A 17,662-nucleotide genomic window follows, 5' to 3' on the forward strand; every position below is an offset into this window, starting at 1 on the left:
CGTAGACTGGACCGTATGGCCCGGCCAAACGAGGTCGTCGCGGCGGCGCTGCAGGAGTACGCCGATCTCATCTCGATCACGGGAGGCGACCCGTTCCGGGCCCGCACCTATGAGAAGGCCGCCCGGGGCGTCGCGGGGCACTCCGCCGACGTGGCCACGCTCGATCTGAAGGGCCTGGCCCAGATCCCCGGGATCGGGAAGTCCACCGCGGAGAAGATCGTCGAGCTGCTCGGCACCGGCCGGATGGCGGCGCTGGAGGAACTGCGGGCCGAGGTGCCCGCCGGGGTGCGCGAGCTGATGGCCATCCCCGGCCTGGGCCCGGCCAAGGCCATGACGCTGCACCGCGAGCTGGGCATCGCCTCCGTCGACGAGCTGGTCGCGGCGATCGAGGCGGGACGGCTGTCCGGGCTGCGCGGCTTCGGCGCGAAGACCGCGGCGAACATCCTGCACGGCATCGAGGTGCTCCGGCACAGCGGCGGCCGGGTGCTGATCTCCGCCGCGCTGGCGGTGGCCGAGGAGATCGTCGCCGCGCTGTCGGCGCTGCCGGGCTGCGCGCAGTGCACGTACGCGGGCTCGCTGCGGCGCGGCCGGGACAGCATCGGCGACGTCGACATCCTCGCCGCGTCCCGGGAGCCGGAGCCGATCATGGCGGCGTTCGCGGAGCTGCCGCTGGTCGGCGAGGTCATCGCGCGCGGCCCGGCGAAGACCTCGATCCGCACGAACGACGGCCTTCAGGTGGACCTGCGGGTGGTGCCGCCCGAGTCGTGGGGCGCGGCGATGCAGTACTTCACCGGCTCGAAGGAGCACAACATCCGGGTCCGCGAGATCGCCGTGCGCAAGGGCCTCAAGCTGTCCGAGTACGGCCTGTTCCGTACCGAGGACGACGAGCTGGTGGTCTCGGCGACCGAGGAGGAGGTGTACGGGCGGCTCGGCCTGCCCTGGATCCCGCCCACCCTGCGCGAGGACCGGGGCGAGGTGGCCGCGGCCCGCGAGGGGCGGCTGCCCGAGCTGGTCACCGAGGCGGACATCCGCGGCGACCTGCACACCCACACCGACCTCACCGACGGCGTGTCCACGCTGGAGGAGATGCTGGCCGCGGCCCGCAAGCGGGGCTACCGCTACTACGCGGTCACCGACCACGCCAAGAACATGCCCATGCAGCGGATGACCGACGCGAAGATGCTCGCCCAGCGGCGGCGGCTGCGCGAGCTGGCCGAGACGGGGCGGATGGCGCTGCTGCACGGCACCGAGCTGAACATCGATCCGGACGGCGGCGTGGACTGGGACGCCGACTTCCTGGCCGGGTTCGACATCTGCGTCGCCTCGATCCACTCGCACTTCACCCAGACCCCGGCCGAGCTGACGAACCGGCTGGTCAAGGCCTGCGAGAACCCGTACGTCAACATCATCGGGCACCCCACCACGCGCCTCATCGGGCGGCGCGCGCCGATCGAGCCGGACTGGGACGCGGTGTTCGACGCGGCCGCGGCCACGGGCACCGCGCTGGAGGTCAACGCCTTCCCGGACCGGCTCGACCTGAACGACGAGCTGATCATGCGGGCGCGCGAGCGCGGCGTGAAGTTCGCGATCGACACCGACGCGCACTCCACCGTGCACCTGGATGTGCTGCGCTTCGGCATCGGGGTGGCCCAGCGCGGCTGGCTCACCCCCGCCGACGTCGTCAACACCTGGAGTCTCGCCAAGCTGAGGTCCTTCGTCGCGGCCAAGCGCCGCGCCGCCTGACCGGTCAGGTGAGGTACTCGCCGAACCAGGCGGTGAGCTTGGTCCAGGCCTGGGCGGCGGCCTCGGGGTCGAAGCGGGCGCCGGTGTCGTTGAAGAAGGCGTGGTTGACGCCGGGATAGGTGACGATCTCGAAGGTCAGCCCGGCTTTGCGCAGCGCGTCGCGGGCCGCGTCCCGGCTCGCATTGACCCGGTCGTCGAGCTGCGCGTACACGCCGAGCACGGCCGCGTTCGGCGAGCCGGACAGGGACGCGCCGTCCGGGAACGGACCGTAGAACGGCACCGCCGCGTGCAGCCGGGGTTCGCCCGCGGCCAGCAGCGACCACACCGCGCCGCCGCCGAAGCAGAAGCCCATCGCGCCCACGGTGTGCCCCGGGTTGCGCCGCAGCAGCTCGTCGATGCCGGCCTTCATATCGGCGACGAAACGGCCCGGTGGGGCCGCGTTGAGTGCGGCGGTGGCCTGGGCCGGGTCGGTGAACTTCGCCGTGCCGCCCTCCTCGGACAGCAGGTCGATCGCCAGCGCCGACCAGCCAGCGGCGGCCAGGCGGCCCGCGACGGAGGCGATGTGCGGGGTCAGGCCCTTGTTCTCGTGTACGACCAGCACGGCGCCGCGCGGGGTGGCCGCCGCGGCCCAGGCGCCCTGCAGCGTGCGGCCCTGCGGTCCGGCGAAGGTGATCGGCTGCGTCGGGAGCGGGGTGGGCCCGGCCGGGCCGGTCGGGGCGGGGGAGGGCGATCCGGTCGGGGCGGCGGCCGTGTCCGCCCGCTGCGCGTCGCAGGCGGCCAGCAGCGGAGCCGCCATCGCGGCGCCCACCCCGAGCAGGGCCAGGCGGTGCAGCGCTTCCCGCCGCGAGATCAGCCCGTCGGCGTAGTCGACGACGACCTCGCTGGACAGGTACTCGCTGAACTCAGACATCCCTCATTGATACCGCGTCAGCCAGGCATCGTCGGGGAGCCGGGCGTGACCGCTCCTTGAATGATCAAGGCTCCCGCCATGCTGTCGGAACAGCATGGCGGGAGCTTCGATCATGGGAGGGGTGGCGGGTCAGCGCTCGTCGACGCTGTTCACCAGGTGCTGGGTCCAGGTGACGTGGTAGCCGACGAGGGGGTCGAAGCGCGGGCCGCCGTCCGGCGGGATCAGGGTGATCTCGCTGCCGGCGTACATGGTGCGCCGGCCGACGGCCGAGGCGGTCAGCGGATCGAACAGGATCTCGATGCCGGCACGGTCGTCGGTCTGGCGGATCGCGATCAGGCGCCACCCGTCCACCACGACCTCGCCCGCGGTCAGGCCGTCCATGCCCCGGAAGGCGCGCAGCAGCCCGGCCCGCAGCTCCGGGCTGAGCAGCAGATCGGCGTTGAGATAGAACTCGCCCATCGCGTCCCACAGCTGGTGGTCCGCGGTCCACTTCTCGTTGTCGTCGACGTCGTCGCGGAGCCTGGCCAGCAGCGCCGCCGGGTCGCCTGCGGGCAGCTGCGCCAGCCACTCCGGCGTGGGCCGGCGCAGGTTCGGCCCGAACTGCTCCAGGTCACCGCGCTGCACCGCGTCCGGGGTGGGCTCGGCCTTCGGGCCCTGCAGCAGGTCCTCCTCCCCGGACAGCAGCCGGACGATGATCATGCCCTGCGGATCCACCCACCTCTCACGGCCCTGGTACTCGATCTGCGCCGTCGCTTCGTTCCCGCGCTGGCTGGACGCCCAGCCGTCGGCCCGTACATGGATCAGCTGCCCCGGGCCGAGCGTCACGGCGCTCGCGGTCGTCGCGGTGCGGGCCAGCTCGTCCAGCGCCGCGAGCGCCTCCGGGGTGGAGCGGGAGAGGGCCGGGTTCGTGCCGCGCTCGGCGGGCAGCGGCTGGTGCGAGGCGAGCACCTCGGCCGTGCGCGGCGCGCCGAACTGGGCATTGCCGCCGCCGAGGCCGTTGAGCAGGATCGCGCCAACGGTGACGGCGGCGACCACCGCGGCCGCGCCGACCGGGATGAGCAGCCGGGACAGGCGGCGCGGGGCGCGGCCGCGGCCGGCGGTGTGCCGCCTGTTGAGCAGGTGCCAGGTGCGGGAGACCGACGCGTCGGTCGGCTCGGCGGCGGGCAGGTCGAGGACCGCCCGCAGCTCGGGGTCGGTATGCGTCATCGGGAACCTCCGGAGAGCGCGGATTTGATCTTCGTACGGGCGCGGTGCAGGGCGGACCGGACCGAGCCGAGCGGGATGCCGAGCGCGGACGCGATCTCGGCGTACTCCAGCTCCGCCACGGCGAACAGGAGCAGCACCTCGCGCTGGCGGCGGGGCAGCCGGGCCAGCGCGGTGGCGACGCGGGCCACGGTCCGCTGCGCGTCGACCCGCTCCGCCGAGCGGGCGTCCGGCGCGTCCTCGTCAGCGGTCGCGGCCAGCGCCGCCGCGGCGGTCGCCCGCAGCGCGCGCTTCTCGGCGCGGTGCTCGCGGCGCAGCAGGTTGCTGCAGATGCCGTACAGCCAGGGCAGCAGATCGCCGCGCGTGGCGTCGAAGCGGTGGCGCTGCTCGTACGCGACCAGGAAGGTCTGCGCCACCACGTCCTCGGCCAACTGCTCGCCGACCCGGCGGGTGGCGTAGCGCAGCAGGTCGCGGGCGTACGCGTCGAACATCGCGCCCAGGTCGCCGGGGTCCGGCGGCGCTGCCGTCGGCGCTGGCGGGTCGTGCTCTGTCGTCACGGTCATGCCTGTTCTTGCCCGCACCCGTCCGCCGGGTTCCCGGCCGCCGGCCCGCGTTCGTCCGAGTCGCGTTCGTCCGGCGGGAGGGTGAGGCTATCGCGCGCGGAAAACGCGGACGACTGCCGCGTTTCGATGGACCGGGAAGCGCGTTTGCGCGAGGCTTGGGGTCATGAGTGCGGACGAGCGGGTATTCGTCATCGTCGGTGCGTCGCTGGCCGGGGCCAGGGCTGCCGAGACACTGCGGGCCGAGGGCTTCACCGGCCGGGTGCTGCTGATCGGGCAGGAGGACGAGGTGCCGTACGAGCGCCCGCCGCTGTCCAAGGGCTTCCTGCAGGGCAAGGACGCGCGCGAGAAGGCCTACGTGCACCCGCGCGAGTGGTACGCCGAGAAGGACGTCGAGCTGCTGCTCGGACGGCGCGCGGTGGCGGTGCACCCCCAGGCGCGCACGGTCACCCTCGACGGGGGCGAGCAGCTCGCGTACGACAAGCTCCTGCTGGCCACCGGCTCGCGGGTGCGCACCCTGGACGTGCCCGGCGCGGACGCGTCCGGTGTCCGCTACCTGCGTACCTTCCCCGACTCCGAGGCGCTGCGGGCCGCGCTGTCCCGCGACCCGAGCCCGCAGGTGCTGGTCGTCGGCTCGGGCTGGATCGGGATGGAGATCGCGGCCGCCGCGCGCGGCTACGGCTGCCCGGTGACCGTGGTCGGCACCGACCGCGCCCCGCTGCGCAAGGTGCTCGGCGACGAGCTGGCCGCCGTGTTCCGGAAGCTGCACGAGGCCAACGGGGTCGAGTTCCGGTTCGAGTCGGGGGTGCGCGAGTTCGGCTCCCTCGACGGGGCGGTGCGCAGCGCGGTCCTCGACGACGGCACCGAGCTGGCGGTGGACCTGGTCGCGGTCGGGGTGGGCATCCGGCCCGACACGGCGCTGGCCGAGCACGCCGGGCTGGCCGTGGACGACGGCGTGGTCGTGGACGCGAGCCTGCGCACGTCCGACCCGGACATCTACGCCTGCGGGGACGTGGCCTCGGCGTACCATCCGCTGCTGGGCCGCCACCTGCGCACCGAGCACTGGGCCAACGCGCGGGCCGGGGGCAAGGCCGCCGCGAAGGCGATGCTGGGGCAGGACGTGAGCTACGAGCAGGTGCCGTACTTCTTCACCGACCAGTACGACTTGGGCATGGAGTACTGCGGCTGGGCGGGTCCCGGCGACTACGCCCGGGTGGTGTTCCGCGGCTCCACCGAGATCGTCGACGGGAAGACGCCGGAGTTCATCGCCTTCTGGCTCACCGAGGACGACCGCGTGGTCGCCGCGATGAACGTCAACATCTGGGACGTCCAGGACGACCTCTCCGCCCTGGTCAAAACCGGCTTCTCCGGCACCCCCGCCGACCCCGCCCGCCTCACGGATCCCGCCGTCCCCCTGTCGGCCATCCTCCCGGGGTGACCCCTGCCCGTCGTTGATCATGAACTTATGGCAGGGTTCGGCGGCGTGTCGCGACCCTGGGGCCGTGATCGACATCGGGTGGCGTGGGAGATCCGTTTCTGTGGACGCTGGATGTCGCCATGGCGACGCTGGACGTCCACAAAAACGGATCATGGCAGGGGTGAGCCGGGCCCACGGTGGGAAAGCGCGCCTCGGCATGGCGGTGGGCCGCCTACCATGCGGCGATGCAGACGCGGCTGATCTTCGTACGGCACGGCGAGTCCGTGCATACCGTCCAGCGGTTCATCGGCGGGCGCAACGGGTGCCGCGGGCTCACCGCCACCGGCCATGAGCAGGCCGCGCGGCTGGCGGAACGGCTCGCGGCCGAGCTGGCCGGCGCCGGGCCGGTGGCCCTGTACCACTCCGAGCTGCGCCGGGCCGTGGAGACGGCCGAGCCGATCGCGGCGGCGCTCAGCGTCCCGGCCGAGGCGGACTGCGGGCTGTGCACCTGGCACTACCCGGCATACGCGGACGGGCAGCCGGTGGAGGTGCTGAAGAACGCCCCGCTGCCGGGCGGTGGCGTGCACCGGCCGTTCCAGGCCGGGAACGAGACCTGGGCGGAACTGGTGGTGCGGACCGGGCGGTCCATCATGGACATCGCGCACCGGCACGCGGGCGAGATCGCGGTGCTGGTCGGGCACAGCGAGACGGTGAACGCCGCGTTCCACACGCTGGGCGCGCAGCCGCTGCTGCGCGCGTTCGACACGGTCGTCGCCCCGGCCTCGATCACCGAGTGGACCGTGGACGAGCACCCGACGGAGTCCCCGTACACCCGCTGGACCCTGCGCCGCTTCAGCGCCTGACCCGCCGGCCGCGCCTGTGCGTCCGGCGGTGGGCCGTGCGCTGCAGTTTCGGGGAAAGTGCGGCTTCGGTCGGCCTGGTGGGTGCAGTTTCCCCGAAACTGCACCCTGGTCGGCCGGTCAGTCGCGGGGGTATTCGAAGTCCTCGGGGTGCCATTGCCTGGGTTCGACGAGGACGAGCCAGTTGCCGGAGTTGTCGCGCATGACCGCCTCGACGCCGTACGGGCGGTCGGCGGGCTCCTGGAGGAACACCACGCCCTTGGCGCTCAGGTCCTCGAACGTCCTGCGGCAGTCGTCCACGTTCAGGCCGAGGCCGCCCATCGCGCCCTTCTCCAGCTGGCGGCGTACGAAATCGGCGGCGTCCGGATCCAGCGGCGGGCCCGGCGTCATCAGCGTCACCTGGATCTCGGGCTGGGTCGGGTGCGAAATGGTCACCCAGCGGAAGCCCTCGCCCATGGTGATGTCGGTGACCGCCTTGAAGCCGAGCACATCCACGTAGAAGTCGCGCGCCTTGTCCTGGTCGAGGCAGTAGACCGTGACCAGCGAGATGTTTGTGATCATGCCTCAAGCCTAGGACGGCCCGGTGACCTGCGGCTTCTCCGAGATTGCGGTTCCCGTCGTGCCGCCGAGATCGAGCACGCCGCGCATGAACAGGAAGCACCCGGGCACGTGCGGCCCCCCGCGGGCCGCCCAGCGGTCCCGGTACGCCGTCGGGGTCTCGCCGGTCAGCGCCGCGAACCGGGTCGAGAACGAGCCCAGGCTGGCGAAGCCGACCACCATGCACACCTCGGTCACCGTCAGGTTGGCCAGGCGCAGCAGGTCCTGGGCGCGCTCGATGCGGCGGCGGGTCAGGTAGCGGATCGGGGTCTCGCCGTACGCCGCCTCGAAGCTGCGTACGAAATGGAACTTGGACACCCTCGCGACCCGGGAAAGCCGGTCCAGATCAAGCGGCTCGGCGTAATGCCGGTCGATATGGTCGCGCGCCCGCCGCAGCTGGGGCAGCAGCTCCACCGGGACCGGCCGGGGCACCCTCGCCATGCCGCCGAGCCTAGGCCCGGCCTCCGACACCGCGGCCACGTGCCACGCGGACGGCGCCCGTACCCGCAGACGGCGGTTTCGCAGGCGGGGCGTCAGCTTTGGAGGGCGGCCGCGAGCAGATCGTGGGTATGCCGGTCGAAGGCCACCAGGCGGACGCGCTGGACGCGGCTCGGGGTCGCGCGCAGGGTCGCCACGGCGATGCGAGCGGCGCGGTCGGCGGGGAAGCCGTACACGCCGGTCGCGATCGCGGGGAACGCGACGCTGACCGCGCCCAGCTCGTCGGCGACCTCCAGGCTGCGGCGGTAGCAGGAGGCGAGGGTGTCGTCCTCGCCGTACGTGCCGCCCTCCCAGACCGGGCCGACCGTGTGGATGACGTGGCGGACCGGCGGATCCAGGTCGAACGCCGGGGTGGCCTTGGCGTCCCCGGGGTCGCAGGGCGCGATCGCGCCGCCCGCGCGGGCCAGGCCCGGACCTGCCGCGCGGTGGATCGCGCCGTCCACCCCGCCCCCGCCGAGCAGGGACTCGTTGGCCGCCGTCACGATCGCGTCCACGTCCTCGGCGGTGATGTCGCCGAGCACGACCTCGATGACCGTCATGCGCCCGATGATGTCACCGCCGCCGACCTTCCCGCGCCTCGCCGGCGTTCGCCCACCGCGGACAGGACTGCGGACAGCCCGCCGCCCGGCGGGGCACGCAAGATCGTCCGACTTGCCGGGCAGGCGGGCGTATCTTGAGCCGGGATACGCCCACCTGCCGGGCAAGTCGGATGATCGAGGGCGGTCAGGTGACGTACGGGCAGTGGCGGCAGCCGCGGGTGCAGCAGAAGCCGCGCTTGGCCAGGAACGCCGCGCTGAGGACGAACAGGCCGGTGGCCGGGTCGAGGTAGCCGGGGGTGCCGTCGCGCAGCGCCTCGGCGTGCTTCGCGAGGATCTCGGCGCGGCCGGGGTGATCGGGGCGCAGCCGGGACGGGTGCGGTTCGTCGAGCTCGCGCGGCGCCAGGGTCCACCGGCTGCGGGGTTCGGCCATCCGGCGACGATACCCGCACCCGCGCCCCGGCCCGGTGCCTGCCGAATGCCTTCCGCCGCCGGGCCGGGGCGTTCCGCCCCCCCCATCGATAGACGCTGGCCTATCACGTCGCCTGGCTCGAGATCGAATGCGATGTGATAGGCCAACGTCAATGGCAAAACGCGGCGGATGCGCAGCGGGGCGGGCGGGTAGCGTGCCGGGCGTGATCGAGGCGCGGGGTGCGGTGGCGGCGGATGCGGTGGAGCTGGTCAGGCTGCGGGCGGTGATGCTCGGGTCGATGCACGGGCGGCCGCCGGAGCCGGGCGCGTGGCAGGACGAGGCCGTCGCCACGCTGCGGGAGCGGCTGGACCGCCCGGCCGCGACGATGGCGGCGTACGTGGTGGACGCGCCGGACGGCCCCGGGCTGGCGGCTTGTGCCGTGGGCACGATCGACCGGCGGCTGGGCGGCCCGGAGAACCCGTCGGGGCTGACCGGCTACGTGTTCAACGTGGTGACCGACGAGGCGTACCGGCGGCGCGGGTACTCGCGCGCCTGCATGACCGCGCTGCTGGGCTGGTTCGCCGAGCGTGGGGTGCCGAAGGTGGACCTGCGGGCGTCGCCGGACGGCGAGCCGCTCTACCTCTCGCTGGGCTTCGTGCCGATGACGGGCCCGATGCTGCGCCTGTCCGCCGGGCGGAGCTGATCCCCCGAAGCCCGTTCGCGCATGTGCGGTCGGAGGACGCGGCGATAACGGCCGGGTGTGATGATGTCGCCAGATCTCAGCCGCGCCGGCGGAGGGGTCCCACGAGGTCCCCGCACGCGGCGCAACGACGCTGGGCACGACCTGGAGCGTCGGGCGGGACCTGTCTCTGCATGGTGAGGCAGGTCCCGGTCCGTACCCGCCCCGCGACCATCCGGCAGCGCGTTGAGCAGGCTCTTCCTCCACGGAGAACGCGCCGGGCTACGGCTCGTCGCGCTGCGCGAGCCGGCGAAGGTGCCCACCCTTGCGGGGACGGGGGAGGGTGCCGGGTTGCAGGCCGAGTCTGCCGGTGAGCACGGCACGGGCGTGCAGGCGGGTGCCGGGGGCGGGCACGGCGGGCAGGGCCGCGGCGGGGGCGGCCACGTCGAGTTCCAGGCCGGGGCGGATGCGCAGGCGCAGCCAGTGGAAGCTGTCGCCGGTGAGGCCGTTGGTACGCAGTTCGGCGGCGCGCACCGTGCCGCGCAGCGCGGTGCGCGGGCTCGGGGTCCAGGTCGCGGGGGCGTGCGCGGGCCGCACCAGATCGTCGCAGACCAGGCCGAGGTGGGGCGGGAGGTCGGCGGCCGGTTCCGGCGGGCGGTCCGGGGCGGACGAGGCGGTCTCGGCGAGCGCGGACAACACGATCTGTCCGCGGGCCAGCCAGCCACCGGCGACGTGCAGCACCGAGTGGTCCTCCAGGTGCACCGCGATCGGGCAGATCAGGTCGCCGTCGGCGTCGTCGAGCAGGTCCATCACCGCGGTGCGGTCGTCGATGAGCCGGATGTTGCCGCAGGGCACCGCGACCGCGCCGCCTGCCAGCGAGGGCTGCACCTGGTGGACGCGGCCCCAGCGGGAACGGGCGACCACCCGCGCGCCGGACGGGTCGGTCCAGACATGGTCGCAGTGGCGGCGGTTGATGGGCACGGCCACCGCCGCGGAGACGACCGACATCGTGAAGCGGGACAGGTCCTCCCGCGCGAGGTCGACGCCGATCGACGCGAAATGGGTCGTCACCTTGCCCTCTCCGATGCGTTCGCACGATCCTCCAACGTACCCCGCGACCGAGGGCTGTCACGGTAACCGCGCCACGTTAGGGTGGGCGTCGGCGTACGCGGGAAACGGAGGCAGAGATGTTCTGGTGGAGGAGGCGAAAGGCGGCCGCCGGCAAGTGGATTGTCGTGGTCAGCAGCGTTCGTCCGCTTGACCCGAATGGCGGTGGCCGGGACGAACTGCGCTGGCCGGAGCAGCGTTCCGCAGAGCACACCGCGGACTCCCGCGACGCCGCGGACGACATCGCCGCCCGGCTCGTCGCCGGGCAGGGCGTCCAGCAGGGCCGGGACCGGGTGAAGGTGCTCTTCACGGGCCACTGACCCGTCCGGAAGGGACGGTCCGCGGGCGGCTAGCGGGCGGGGCGCAGCCGCCGCGGATCCGGGTCGCGTCCGGGGAACCGGTGCAGGAACTCGCTCTCCAGCTCCCGGCTGCGCTGGTCATGGTTGGCCAGCGCGTGCGCCGAGCCGTGCACGAACGTGTCGTGCCGGGTCCGGTGCAGCGAGGCCAGCTCCCGGTTGAGGTCATGGTTGCTGAGCGCGGCGGCCGGTATGCCGCTGCGGTCGGCGACGTCGCTCCTCGTCATCGGGCACCTCCGGTTGTCTCGACCGTCCCGGCCGGCCGCGGTCGGCTCGGTAGGATCACAGATGGGTCCCTACCCGCCTGGCCGCGGTGTCTCACCTCCAGTCTGGCGGGTGCGGACGCCCCGTGGCGGCGCTCTGGGCGATGAGGGGGTACGCCGATGACGGGCCGGATCGTGCACGACGTGATGTCGGCGCCCGTCGTGAGCGTGGGCGTGGCGACGCCGTACCGGGAGATCGTCGATCTGCTCGCCGAGCACGGGGTGAGCGCGGTCCCGGTGCTGGACCCGGGCGGGACCGTGGTCGGCATCGTCTCCGAGGCGGACCTGCTGCACAAGCTGGCCCTGGGCGGTGAGGAGCCGCAGCGGCGGCTGTTCGAGCGCCGGCAGCGCGCGGTGCGGCGGGCCAAGGCCGAGGGCGACACCGCCGGGGATCTGATGACCAGCCCGGTGGTGACCGTCCCGGCCGCCGCGAGCGTGGTGCAGGCCGCCAAGATCATGGAGAACGAGCAGCTCAAGCGGCTGCCGGTGGTGGACGCCGACGGCAGCCTGGTCGGCATCGTGTCCCGGCGGGACCTGCTGCGCACCTACCGCCGGTCCGACGAGGCGATCCGGCACGACGTCCTGCACGACATCATCCAGGGCATGCTGTTCACCGGGCCGCCGGAGATGGACGTGGCGGTGGCCGACGGCATCGTGACGCTGACCGGCCGCACCGACCGGCGCAGCACCGCGCAGATCGCCGAGCGGCTGGTGCACGGCGTGCCCGGTGTGGTCGACGTGTCGAGCGAGCTGATCTACGAGTACGACGACACTCCCGACCTGAAGCGCCACTACGACTTCGACGCCGAGGTCGGCGGCCCTAAGCAGCCCCGCGACGGCACGGTCTGGGTGAAGGCGCCGGGCGAACGCAACGATTGAGTGGCGGCCGCGAGTGAGCAGGAGAGCGTGATGCCGATCCAGCGCGAGATGCGCAGCAAGCTGCGCTACCAGTCCGCCGAGACCAAGGATCAGCTGCTGGGCATGGCCAAGCGGCTGAACATCAGCGGTCGCTGGCACATGACCAAGGCGGAGCTGGTACGCGCCATCGAGAAGGCCAATAATCAGGCAAAACGCCGTAACACCCGCGAGAGGGACTGATCAGGGCGTAACCTCAGGCCGTGCTCAACCCACTGCGGACCTGGGACCTGAGTCCCAGCTCGCCCGTGCTGGCCGAGCTGGCCGAGCTGTACGCCGGCAACGCCGACTACCACCGGCTCAGCGGCGACTTCGGCGACCGCCCGGAAGAGGTGACCGCGGCGCAGGTCGCCGCGGCGCTGGATGCCGAGCTGGCCGAGCCCGGGGTGGAGGTGCTGCTGGCCCGCACCGGCGGGGACGGCGGCGGGCCGCTGACCGGCGTGGTGGCGGTGCTGGACACCCATCCCGCCGACGGCCTGCCCTGGATCGGGCTGCTGCTGGTCGACGCCCGGCGGCGGGGCCGCGGGCTGGGCCGGGCGGTGGCCGAGGAGGTGCACGACCGGTTGCGCGGGCAGGGCCGCCCCGCGGTGCGCCTGGCCGTGCTGGAGAACAACGCCGCGGCGCTGGCGTTCTGGAGCGCGCTGGGCTACGCCGAGATCGACCGGCGGCCCGACCGGCAGGCGGGGCGCGACTGCGTCGTCATGCACCGGCCCCTGTAAGCGCTCTCCCGTAGGCTGATCCGGTGCAGCAACGAATCCTCGGCCGGACCGGCCGGAACGTGGGCGTGATCGGGCTCGGCGCGTGGCAGCTCGGCGCGGACTGGGGCAGCGTCAGCGAGGACGACGCCCTGGCGGTGCTCGACGCGGCGGTCGCCGCGGGCGTGAACTTCATCGACACCGCGGACGTGTACGGCGACGGCCGCAGCGAGCAGCTGATCGGCCGCTTCGTCCGTGAGCGGGGAGCGGGTGTGCCGCTCACCGTGGCCACCAAGATGGGCCGCCGGGTCGCCCAGGAGCCCGGCAACTACGTGATGGACAACTTCCGGGCCTGGAACGACCGGTCGCGGGCCAACCTCGGCGTGGACACGCTGGACCTGGTCCAGCTGCACTGCCCGCCGACGGCCGTGTACTCGGCCGACGCCGTCTTCGACGCCCTGGACACCCTCGTCGAGGAGAAGCGTTTCGCCGCGTACGGCGTCAGCGTGGAGACCTGCGACGAGGCGCTGGCCGCGATCGCCCGGCCGAACGTGGCCAGCGTCCAGATCATCCTCAACGCGCTGCGGCTCAAGCCGCTGGAGCGGGTGCTGCCCGCCGCCGCGGCCGCCGGGGTGGGCATCATCGCCCGGGTGCCGCTGGCCAGCGGCCTGCTGTCCGGGCGCTACGACGAGCACACCACGTTCGGGCCGGACGACCACCGCACGTACAACCGGCACGGCGAGGCGTTCGACGTCGGCGAGACCTTCTCCGGCGTGGACTTCGCGACCGGTCTGGCGGCGGTGCGCCGCCTCGCCCCGCTGGTCCCGCCCGGCGCCACCATGGCCCAGTTCGCGCTGCGCTGGATCATCGACCAGCCCGGCGTCAGCGTGGTCATCCCCGGCGCCCGCAACGCCGGCCAGGCCCGCGCCAACGCCGCCGCCGCCGACCTGCCCGCCCTCACCCCCGACCAGTTCGCCCTGGTCACCGAGGTCTACGACGACCTCATCCGCCCCCAGCTCCACCACCGCTGGTAACTGATGAAAGGAAGGGCACCTTCTTATCGCTTTGCGATGTAGAAGGTGCCCTTCCTAACTCACCTGGTAGCCGGCGGCCTGGCGGGCGAACAGCCGTGCGTACTCGCCATCCGTCGTGACCAGGCCGTCGTGGGTGCCCCGCTCGGCGATCTCGCCGTCGCGCAGCACCACGATGAGGTCGGCCTCGCGGACGGTGTTGAGCCGGTGCGAGATCAGCAGGCTGGTGCGCCCGGCGCGGTGCGCGCGCAGCCGATCGGTGATCTCGGCCTCGGCCTCGGCGTCCAGGCCGGAGCTGGGCTCGTCCAGAATGAGCAGGTCGCTGTCCTCGCGCAGCAGCGCGCGGGCGAGCGCGACCCGCTGCCACTGCCCGCCGGACAGCTCCACCCCGGTGTCGGGATCGTCCCGGTCTGCGGCGTCCAGATAAACCCTGGTCAGCAGAGTGTCGTAGCCGTTCGGCAGGGCGGTGAGGAGCTCGTGCGCCCCCGCTCGGCGGGCCGCCCCGGTGACGGCGGCGCGGTCGCCGAGCCGCGGCAGGTCGCCGAGGCCGATGTTCTCGGCGGCGCTGAGGTCGTACGCCATGAAGTCCTGGAACGCGACGCCCAGCCGCCGCCGCAGCTCGTCCAGCGGCAGGTCACGCAGGTCGACCCCGTCCCAGCGGATCGCGCCGCGGGTCGGGTCGTAGAACCGGCACAGCAGCTTGACCAGGGAACTCTTGCCCGCGCCGTTGCGCCCGACCAGCGCGACGGCCTGCCCGGCGGGCAGGGTGAGGCTCACCCCGCGCAGCACCCAGGGCAGGTCCTCCTCGTACCGGAACCACACGTCGTCGAACTCGACGCCCTGCCGCAGCGGCGGTACGGCGGCCACGGGATGGTCCCCGGCGGGCAGGTCGGGCGGGGCCTCGGTGACGAAGCGGTAGTGCTCGAACAGCAGCAGCGCCTCGTGCGCCCGGCCCAGATTGGCGCTGGCGGCGCTCACCCCGGCCTGCACTCCGGCCAGCGCGGCGACGAACACCGACACGTCCCCGACGGTCAGCCGCCCGGCGCGCGCCGCGTCGGCCGCCCAGACCAGCCCGGCCCCCGCGACGGCCGCCCCGAGCACCCCCTGCAGGCACTGCACGGCCAGCTCGCGGCGCTCCATGCGGCGGTGTCCGGCGTGGATGCGGCGCAGCTCGCCGAGCATGCGCGCGCCGAACAGCCCGGCCAGCCCGAACAGGCGTACCTCCTTGGCGGCGGTGACGCTGGTCATCAGCTGCGCGTAGAAGAACTCGCGCCGGGTGCTGCGGCCCAGCTCGCCGAGGGTCTGCGCGCGGTGGCGGCTGAGTTTCAGCTCCGCGCGCAGCGTGGGCAGCGCGGCGGCGAGCACCACCAGCAGCATCCACGGGTTGATCGTGAGCAGCGCGGCCAGGAACGCGGCGGCGGTGGCCGCCCCGGTGGCGACGCCGATCGCGCTGGTCACGGCCTCGGCGGGGCCGGTGGGCCCGACCTCGGCGGCCAGCGACAGCCGGTCGTGGAAGCGCGGGTTCTCGAACGCGCGCAGCCCGCCCATCCGGCCCACCGCCGCGTACAGGCGTTCCCGCGCGGTCAGCCCGATCCGGCGCTGGAGTTCGGCGTCGGCATACCGGCCCAGCTCGGGTACCAGCACCGCGGCCACCCCGGACAGGGCGAGCAGCAGCACGGGTCCGACCACCGGCGCGCCCGGCGCGACGACGCGGTCCAGCACCGTCTTCATCAGCCACGCGGCCAGCACCGGCACGCCCGCGGCCGCGGCGGCGAGCGTGATCCGCGCGGCGAGCCAGCGGGGCGCGGCGGTGGCGGCCAGTCGCCCGGCCGCGCCGAGGGAGGCGCGCATCGCGGTCACCCGGCGCTGCTGCTCGGCACCTTGTCCAGCACGAAGTGGCTGGCCACCACGGTGTGCCCGGACAGCAGCGCGAACGCGGGGTAGCCGTCCACACCGAAGGCGCGCGACACCGGCCCGCGCTCGGGCTCGTTGACCACCCGCGCCACCGGCGTGATGCGCTCGCACAGCGCGTCGGCGGCGCTGCCCTGCCCGAGCACGACGGCCAGCGCGTGCTCGCGCCCGCCGATCGCCTCGGCGCGGGCGAGGAAGCCGGGCAGGCTTTCGGCGCAGGCCGGGCAGCTGGGGGAGAGGAAGCCGACCAGGGTGTCGCCGTCGAGCAGGTCCGCGCTGAGCGGCTCCCCGTCCACGGTGACCGCGGTGAAGGCGGCGACCCGGCCGCCGCCGGCCGTCATGATCGGCTCGGGGTTGGCCACGCCCTCGATGCTGGCCCGCACCAGCGCCGACTGCTGCCGCAGCAGGCGCAGCACCAGCACGATCAGTGCGGTGTTCAGCACGCAGACGCCCGCGAGCAGGGCGAGGATCGCGGGCAGGTGCGGCATGGCGGCTCCGTTCGGGGCGGGCGGGGGCGGCGGCGCGGGCCAGGCCGTCGCGGTCGCGCCCGCGGACACCGCGAGCAGCACCAGGTTGCGGACCACGTCGGCGGAGCCGGGCGGGCGGGTGGCGGTGCCGAAGCAGTGACACGCCTGGCGTACGCCGCCGCGCACCATCGCCGCGAGCACGGCCGTGAACGCGGCCAGCAGCGCGGTCGTGGCGAGCAGCGCCCCGGGCGCGAGCGCGGGCACCACCACGGCGAGCGCCAGCAGCACGGCCAGCGTCGCCTCGGCGGTGACCACGGCCGCCGCGAGCGGCCCGGCGAGCCGCTCGGGCAGCCGCAGGTTGGCGGGCAGCGAGGCGCGGAACGCGGCGTACGCGCCCGGGTCCAGCAGCTTCGCCCCGGCCGAGAAACCCAGCACACCGGCCAGCAGGAGCTGGCCGGTGACGAGCAGCTCCCAGGCCACGGTCAGTAGCCGACCTGGGTCACCGGGCCGCGCCGGAACTCCCCGCCCGCGCAGAGCAGGTCGGCGACGGCCTCGCTGAGCGGCAGCTGCAGGTCGTGCTGCATCCACATGAACTGGCCGCCCGGGTTGACCTCCAGGAACACGTGTTCCCCGTCCGGCGTGACGATGAAGTCGATCGCGGCGTAGACGATGCCCAGCTCCGCCAGCAGCCGCTGGGTGCGCTCCACGACGTCGTCGGGCAGCGGCCGGTAGGGCCCGTAGGGCAGGTGGTTCTCGCCGCGCCAGTCGACGGCCGTGGTCGGCATGGACTGCGAGTCGATGACCACGGGGAAGTAGGTGTTGCCCACGACGGTCAGGCGCACCTCGTACGCCTTGTCGACGTACTCCTGGAACATGCACATGGTGTGGCGGACGCGGTCGGCGTGCTCCAGCACCTCGTCGCCGACGACGGTGGTGAACAGGCCGCTCGGGAACGCGCCCGGGTAGTGGATGACGCCGCCGGTCAGCGCCTTGTAGACGACGGGCCGGTCGGTGGCCTTGACCAGGGCGGCGACCTCCTGCGGGTCGTTGGTGAGCAGCGTGCGCGGGGTGCGGAAGCCGTGCCGCTTGGCCACCTGCAGCTGGTACGGCTTCAGCTCGGCGACGGCGTCCACGTCGGGCCGGTTGATCCACAGGCAGTCGGTGGCCCGCATGATGCCGCCGATGCCGTGCAGCGCCTCGTTGCGGGCGAACTGCTGCTCGGCCTCGCTCATGGCCGGGTCGAACGCGAACGCGGTGGGGCGGCGATACCACACCCCGGACAGCGAATCGAGATCGACCCGCCGCCCGCGGTGCAGCAGCTCGCGCCGCTCGCCGTCGAAGTCCGAGGTGGTGAAGGTCAGCGTCGTGGGGAAGTAGCTGAGGTCGACGCGGACCAGCTCGGCGCCGCGCGCCTTGAGGCTGTGCACCACGGGATCGACGGTCGGATCGAACTCCTGGGTCAGGATCAGCACCCGCGGGGTCGACGGCGAGTCGGGCATGCC

General features: G+C 73.5%; 21 protein-coding genes. 9 read left to right on the plus strand and 12 right to left on the minus strand.

The genetic code is table 11. From position 1 onward, the window contains the following. The first annotated feature begins 15 nt into the window (after positions 1–15). Positions 16–1,743, plus strand: a complete 1,728-nt coding sequence (gene polX / locus CS0771_RS13545; RefSeq protein ID WP_212841293.1) for a DNA polymerase/3'-5' exonuclease PolX — start codon at positions 16–18, stop codon at positions 1,741–1,743. Between the two features lie 4 nt (positions 1,744–1,747). Here polX and CS0771_RS13550 read toward each other — a convergent pair whose 3' ends face one another. From CS0771_RS13550 to CS0771_RS13560, 3 genes are all read right to left on the minus strand, one after another. Then, complete coding sequence (locus CS0771_RS13550) at positions 1,748–2,653, minus strand: dienelactone hydrolase family protein (RefSeq protein ID WP_212841294.1); 906 nt, start codon at positions 2,651–2,653, stop codon at positions 1,748–1,750. A 129-nt stretch (positions 2,654–2,782) separates the two neighbouring features. Beyond that, entirely contained in the window at positions 2,783–3,859 is a 1,077-nt protein-coding gene (locus tag CS0771_RS13555; protein ID WP_212841295.1) for a hypothetical protein, read from the minus strand. Then, the gene (locus tag CS0771_RS13560) at positions 3,856–4,419 is read right to left on the minus strand and encodes an RNA polymerase sigma factor (RefSeq protein ID WP_212841296.1); all 564 of its coding nucleotides are present in this window, start codon (positions 4,417–4,419) and stop codon (positions 3,856–3,858) included. The genes CS0771_RS13555 and CS0771_RS13560 overlap by 4 nt, the downstream gene beginning before the upstream one ends. A 163-nt stretch (positions 4,420–4,582) precedes the next feature. On the opposite strand from CS0771_RS13560, the gene CS0771_RS13565 reads away from it, so the two are divergent. Beyond that, positions 4,583–5,854 (plus strand): NAD(P)/FAD-dependent oxidoreductase, encoded by a 1,272-nt coding sequence (locus tag CS0771_RS13565; protein ID WP_212841297.1) that lies wholly within the window; start codon positions 4,583–4,585, stop codon positions 5,852–5,854. 224 nt (positions 5,855–6,078) lie between these two features. Next, entirely contained in the window at positions 6,079–6,696 is a 618-nt protein-coding gene (locus CS0771_RS13570; protein WP_212841298.1) for a histidine phosphatase family protein, read from the plus strand. Between the two features lie 117 nt (positions 6,697–6,813). On the opposite strand, the gene CS0771_RS13575 is transcribed toward CS0771_RS13570, so the two are convergent. From CS0771_RS13575 to CS0771_RS13590, 4 genes are all read right to left on the minus strand, one after another. Beyond that, entirely contained in the window at positions 6,814–7,254 is a 441-nt protein-coding gene (locus CS0771_RS13575) for a VOC family protein (protein WP_212841299.1), read from the minus strand. A gap of 9 nt (positions 7,255–7,263) precedes the next feature. Next, positions 7,264–7,731 (minus strand): helix-turn-helix domain-containing protein, encoded by a 468-nt coding sequence (locus tag CS0771_RS13580; RefSeq protein WP_212841300.1) that lies wholly within the window; start codon positions 7,729–7,731, stop codon positions 7,264–7,266. Between the two features lie 92 nt (positions 7,732–7,823). Beyond that, positions 7,824–8,327 (minus strand): O-acetyl-ADP-ribose deacetylase, encoded by a 504-nt coding sequence (locus tag CS0771_RS13585; RefSeq protein WP_212841301.1) that lies wholly within the window; start codon positions 8,325–8,327, stop codon positions 7,824–7,826. A 184-nt stretch (positions 8,328–8,511) separates the two neighbouring features. Then, a complete protein-coding gene (locus tag CS0771_RS13590; protein WP_212841302.1) occupies positions 8,512–8,757 on the minus strand; it encodes a DUF5522 domain-containing protein in 246 nt (81 codons plus the stop codon). Positions 8,758–8,959: 202 nt separating this feature from the next. Here CS0771_RS13590 and CS0771_RS13595 point away from each other — a divergent pair, with 202 nt between their 5' ends. After that, a complete protein-coding gene (locus CS0771_RS13595) occupies positions 8,960–9,439 on the plus strand; it encodes a GNAT family N-acetyltransferase (RefSeq protein WP_212841303.1) in 480 nt (159 codons plus the stop codon). A 258-nt stretch (positions 9,440–9,697) separates the two neighbouring features. On the opposite strand, the gene CS0771_RS13600 is transcribed toward CS0771_RS13595, so the two are convergent. Further along, positions 9,698–10,486, minus strand: coding sequence for a hypothetical protein (locus CS0771_RS13600; protein WP_212841304.1), 789 nt, complete (start codon positions 10,484–10,486; stop codon positions 9,698–9,700). 116 nt (positions 10,487–10,602) lie between these two features. On the opposite strand from CS0771_RS13600, the gene CS0771_RS13605 reads away from it, so the two are divergent. Continuing rightward, the gene (locus CS0771_RS13605) at positions 10,603–10,842 is read left to right on the plus strand and encodes a hypothetical protein (RefSeq protein ID WP_212841305.1); all 240 of its coding nucleotides are present in this window, start codon (positions 10,603–10,605) and stop codon (positions 10,840–10,842) included. 29 nt (positions 10,843–10,871) lie between these two features. Here CS0771_RS13605 and CS0771_RS13610 read toward each other — a convergent pair whose 3' ends face one another. Next, complete coding sequence (locus CS0771_RS13610) at positions 10,872–11,105, minus strand: DUF6158 family protein (RefSeq protein ID WP_212841306.1); 234 nt, start codon at positions 11,103–11,105, stop codon at positions 10,872–10,874. Positions 11,106–11,261: 156 nt separating this feature from the next. Here CS0771_RS13610 and CS0771_RS13615 point away from each other — a divergent pair, with 156 nt between their 5' ends. Genes CS0771_RS13615 through CS0771_RS13630 form a run of 4 tightly spaced genes read left to right on the plus strand, consistent with a single transcriptional unit; the run spans position 11,262 to position 13,785 of the window. Then, positions 11,262–12,020 (plus strand): CBS domain-containing protein, encoded by a 759-nt coding sequence (locus CS0771_RS13615; RefSeq protein ID WP_212841307.1) that lies wholly within the window; start codon positions 11,262–11,264, stop codon positions 12,018–12,020. Further along, the gene (locus tag CS0771_RS39635) at positions 12,021–12,239 is read left to right on the plus strand and encodes a hypothetical protein (protein ID WP_212841308.1); all 219 of its coding nucleotides are present in this window, start codon (positions 12,021–12,023) and stop codon (positions 12,237–12,239) included. 20 nt (positions 12,240–12,259) lie between these two features. Then, positions 12,260–12,775, plus strand: a complete 516-nt coding sequence (locus CS0771_RS13625) for an N-acetyltransferase (RefSeq protein WP_212841309.1) — start codon at positions 12,260–12,262, stop codon at positions 12,773–12,775. 23 nt (positions 12,776–12,798) lie between these two features. Next, on the plus strand, positions 12,799–13,785 hold the full coding sequence (locus CS0771_RS13630; protein WP_212841310.1) for an aldo/keto reductase: 987 nt from the start codon (positions 12,799–12,801) through the stop codon (positions 13,783–13,785). Positions 13,786–13,839: 54 nt separating this feature from the next. Here the strand turns inward: CS0771_RS13630 and CS0771_RS13635 are convergent, their stop codons facing one another. Genes CS0771_RS13635 through CS0771_RS13645 form a run of 3 tightly spaced genes read right to left on the minus strand, consistent with a single transcriptional unit; the run spans position 13,840 to position 17,659 of the window. Then, positions 13,840–15,633 carry an ABC transporter ATP-binding protein gene (locus CS0771_RS13635; protein ID WP_212845824.1) on the minus strand — a complete coding sequence of 598 codons (1,794 nt, stop codon included), beginning with the start codon at positions 15,631–15,633 and terminating at the stop codon, positions 13,840–13,842. 5 nt (positions 15,634–15,638) lie between these two features. Beyond that, the gene (locus tag CS0771_RS13640; protein WP_212841311.1) at positions 15,639–16,640 is read right to left on the minus strand and encodes a MauE/DoxX family redox-associated membrane protein; all 1,002 of its coding nucleotides are present in this window, start codon (positions 16,638–16,640) and stop codon (positions 15,639–15,641) included. A 2-nt stretch (positions 16,641–16,642) separates the two neighbouring features. Next, positions 16,643–17,659, minus strand: coding sequence for an MvdC/MvdD family ATP grasp protein (locus tag CS0771_RS13645; protein ID WP_212841312.1), 1,017 nt, complete (start codon positions 17,657–17,659; stop codon positions 16,643–16,645). Positions 17,660–17,662 lie beyond the last annotated feature (3 nt).

Origin of the sequence: Catellatospora sp. IY07-71 (assembly GCF_018326265.1) — a bacterium.
Taxonomy (GTDB): domain Bacteria; phylum Actinomycetota; class Actinomycetes; order Mycobacteriales; family Micromonosporaceae; genus Catellatospora.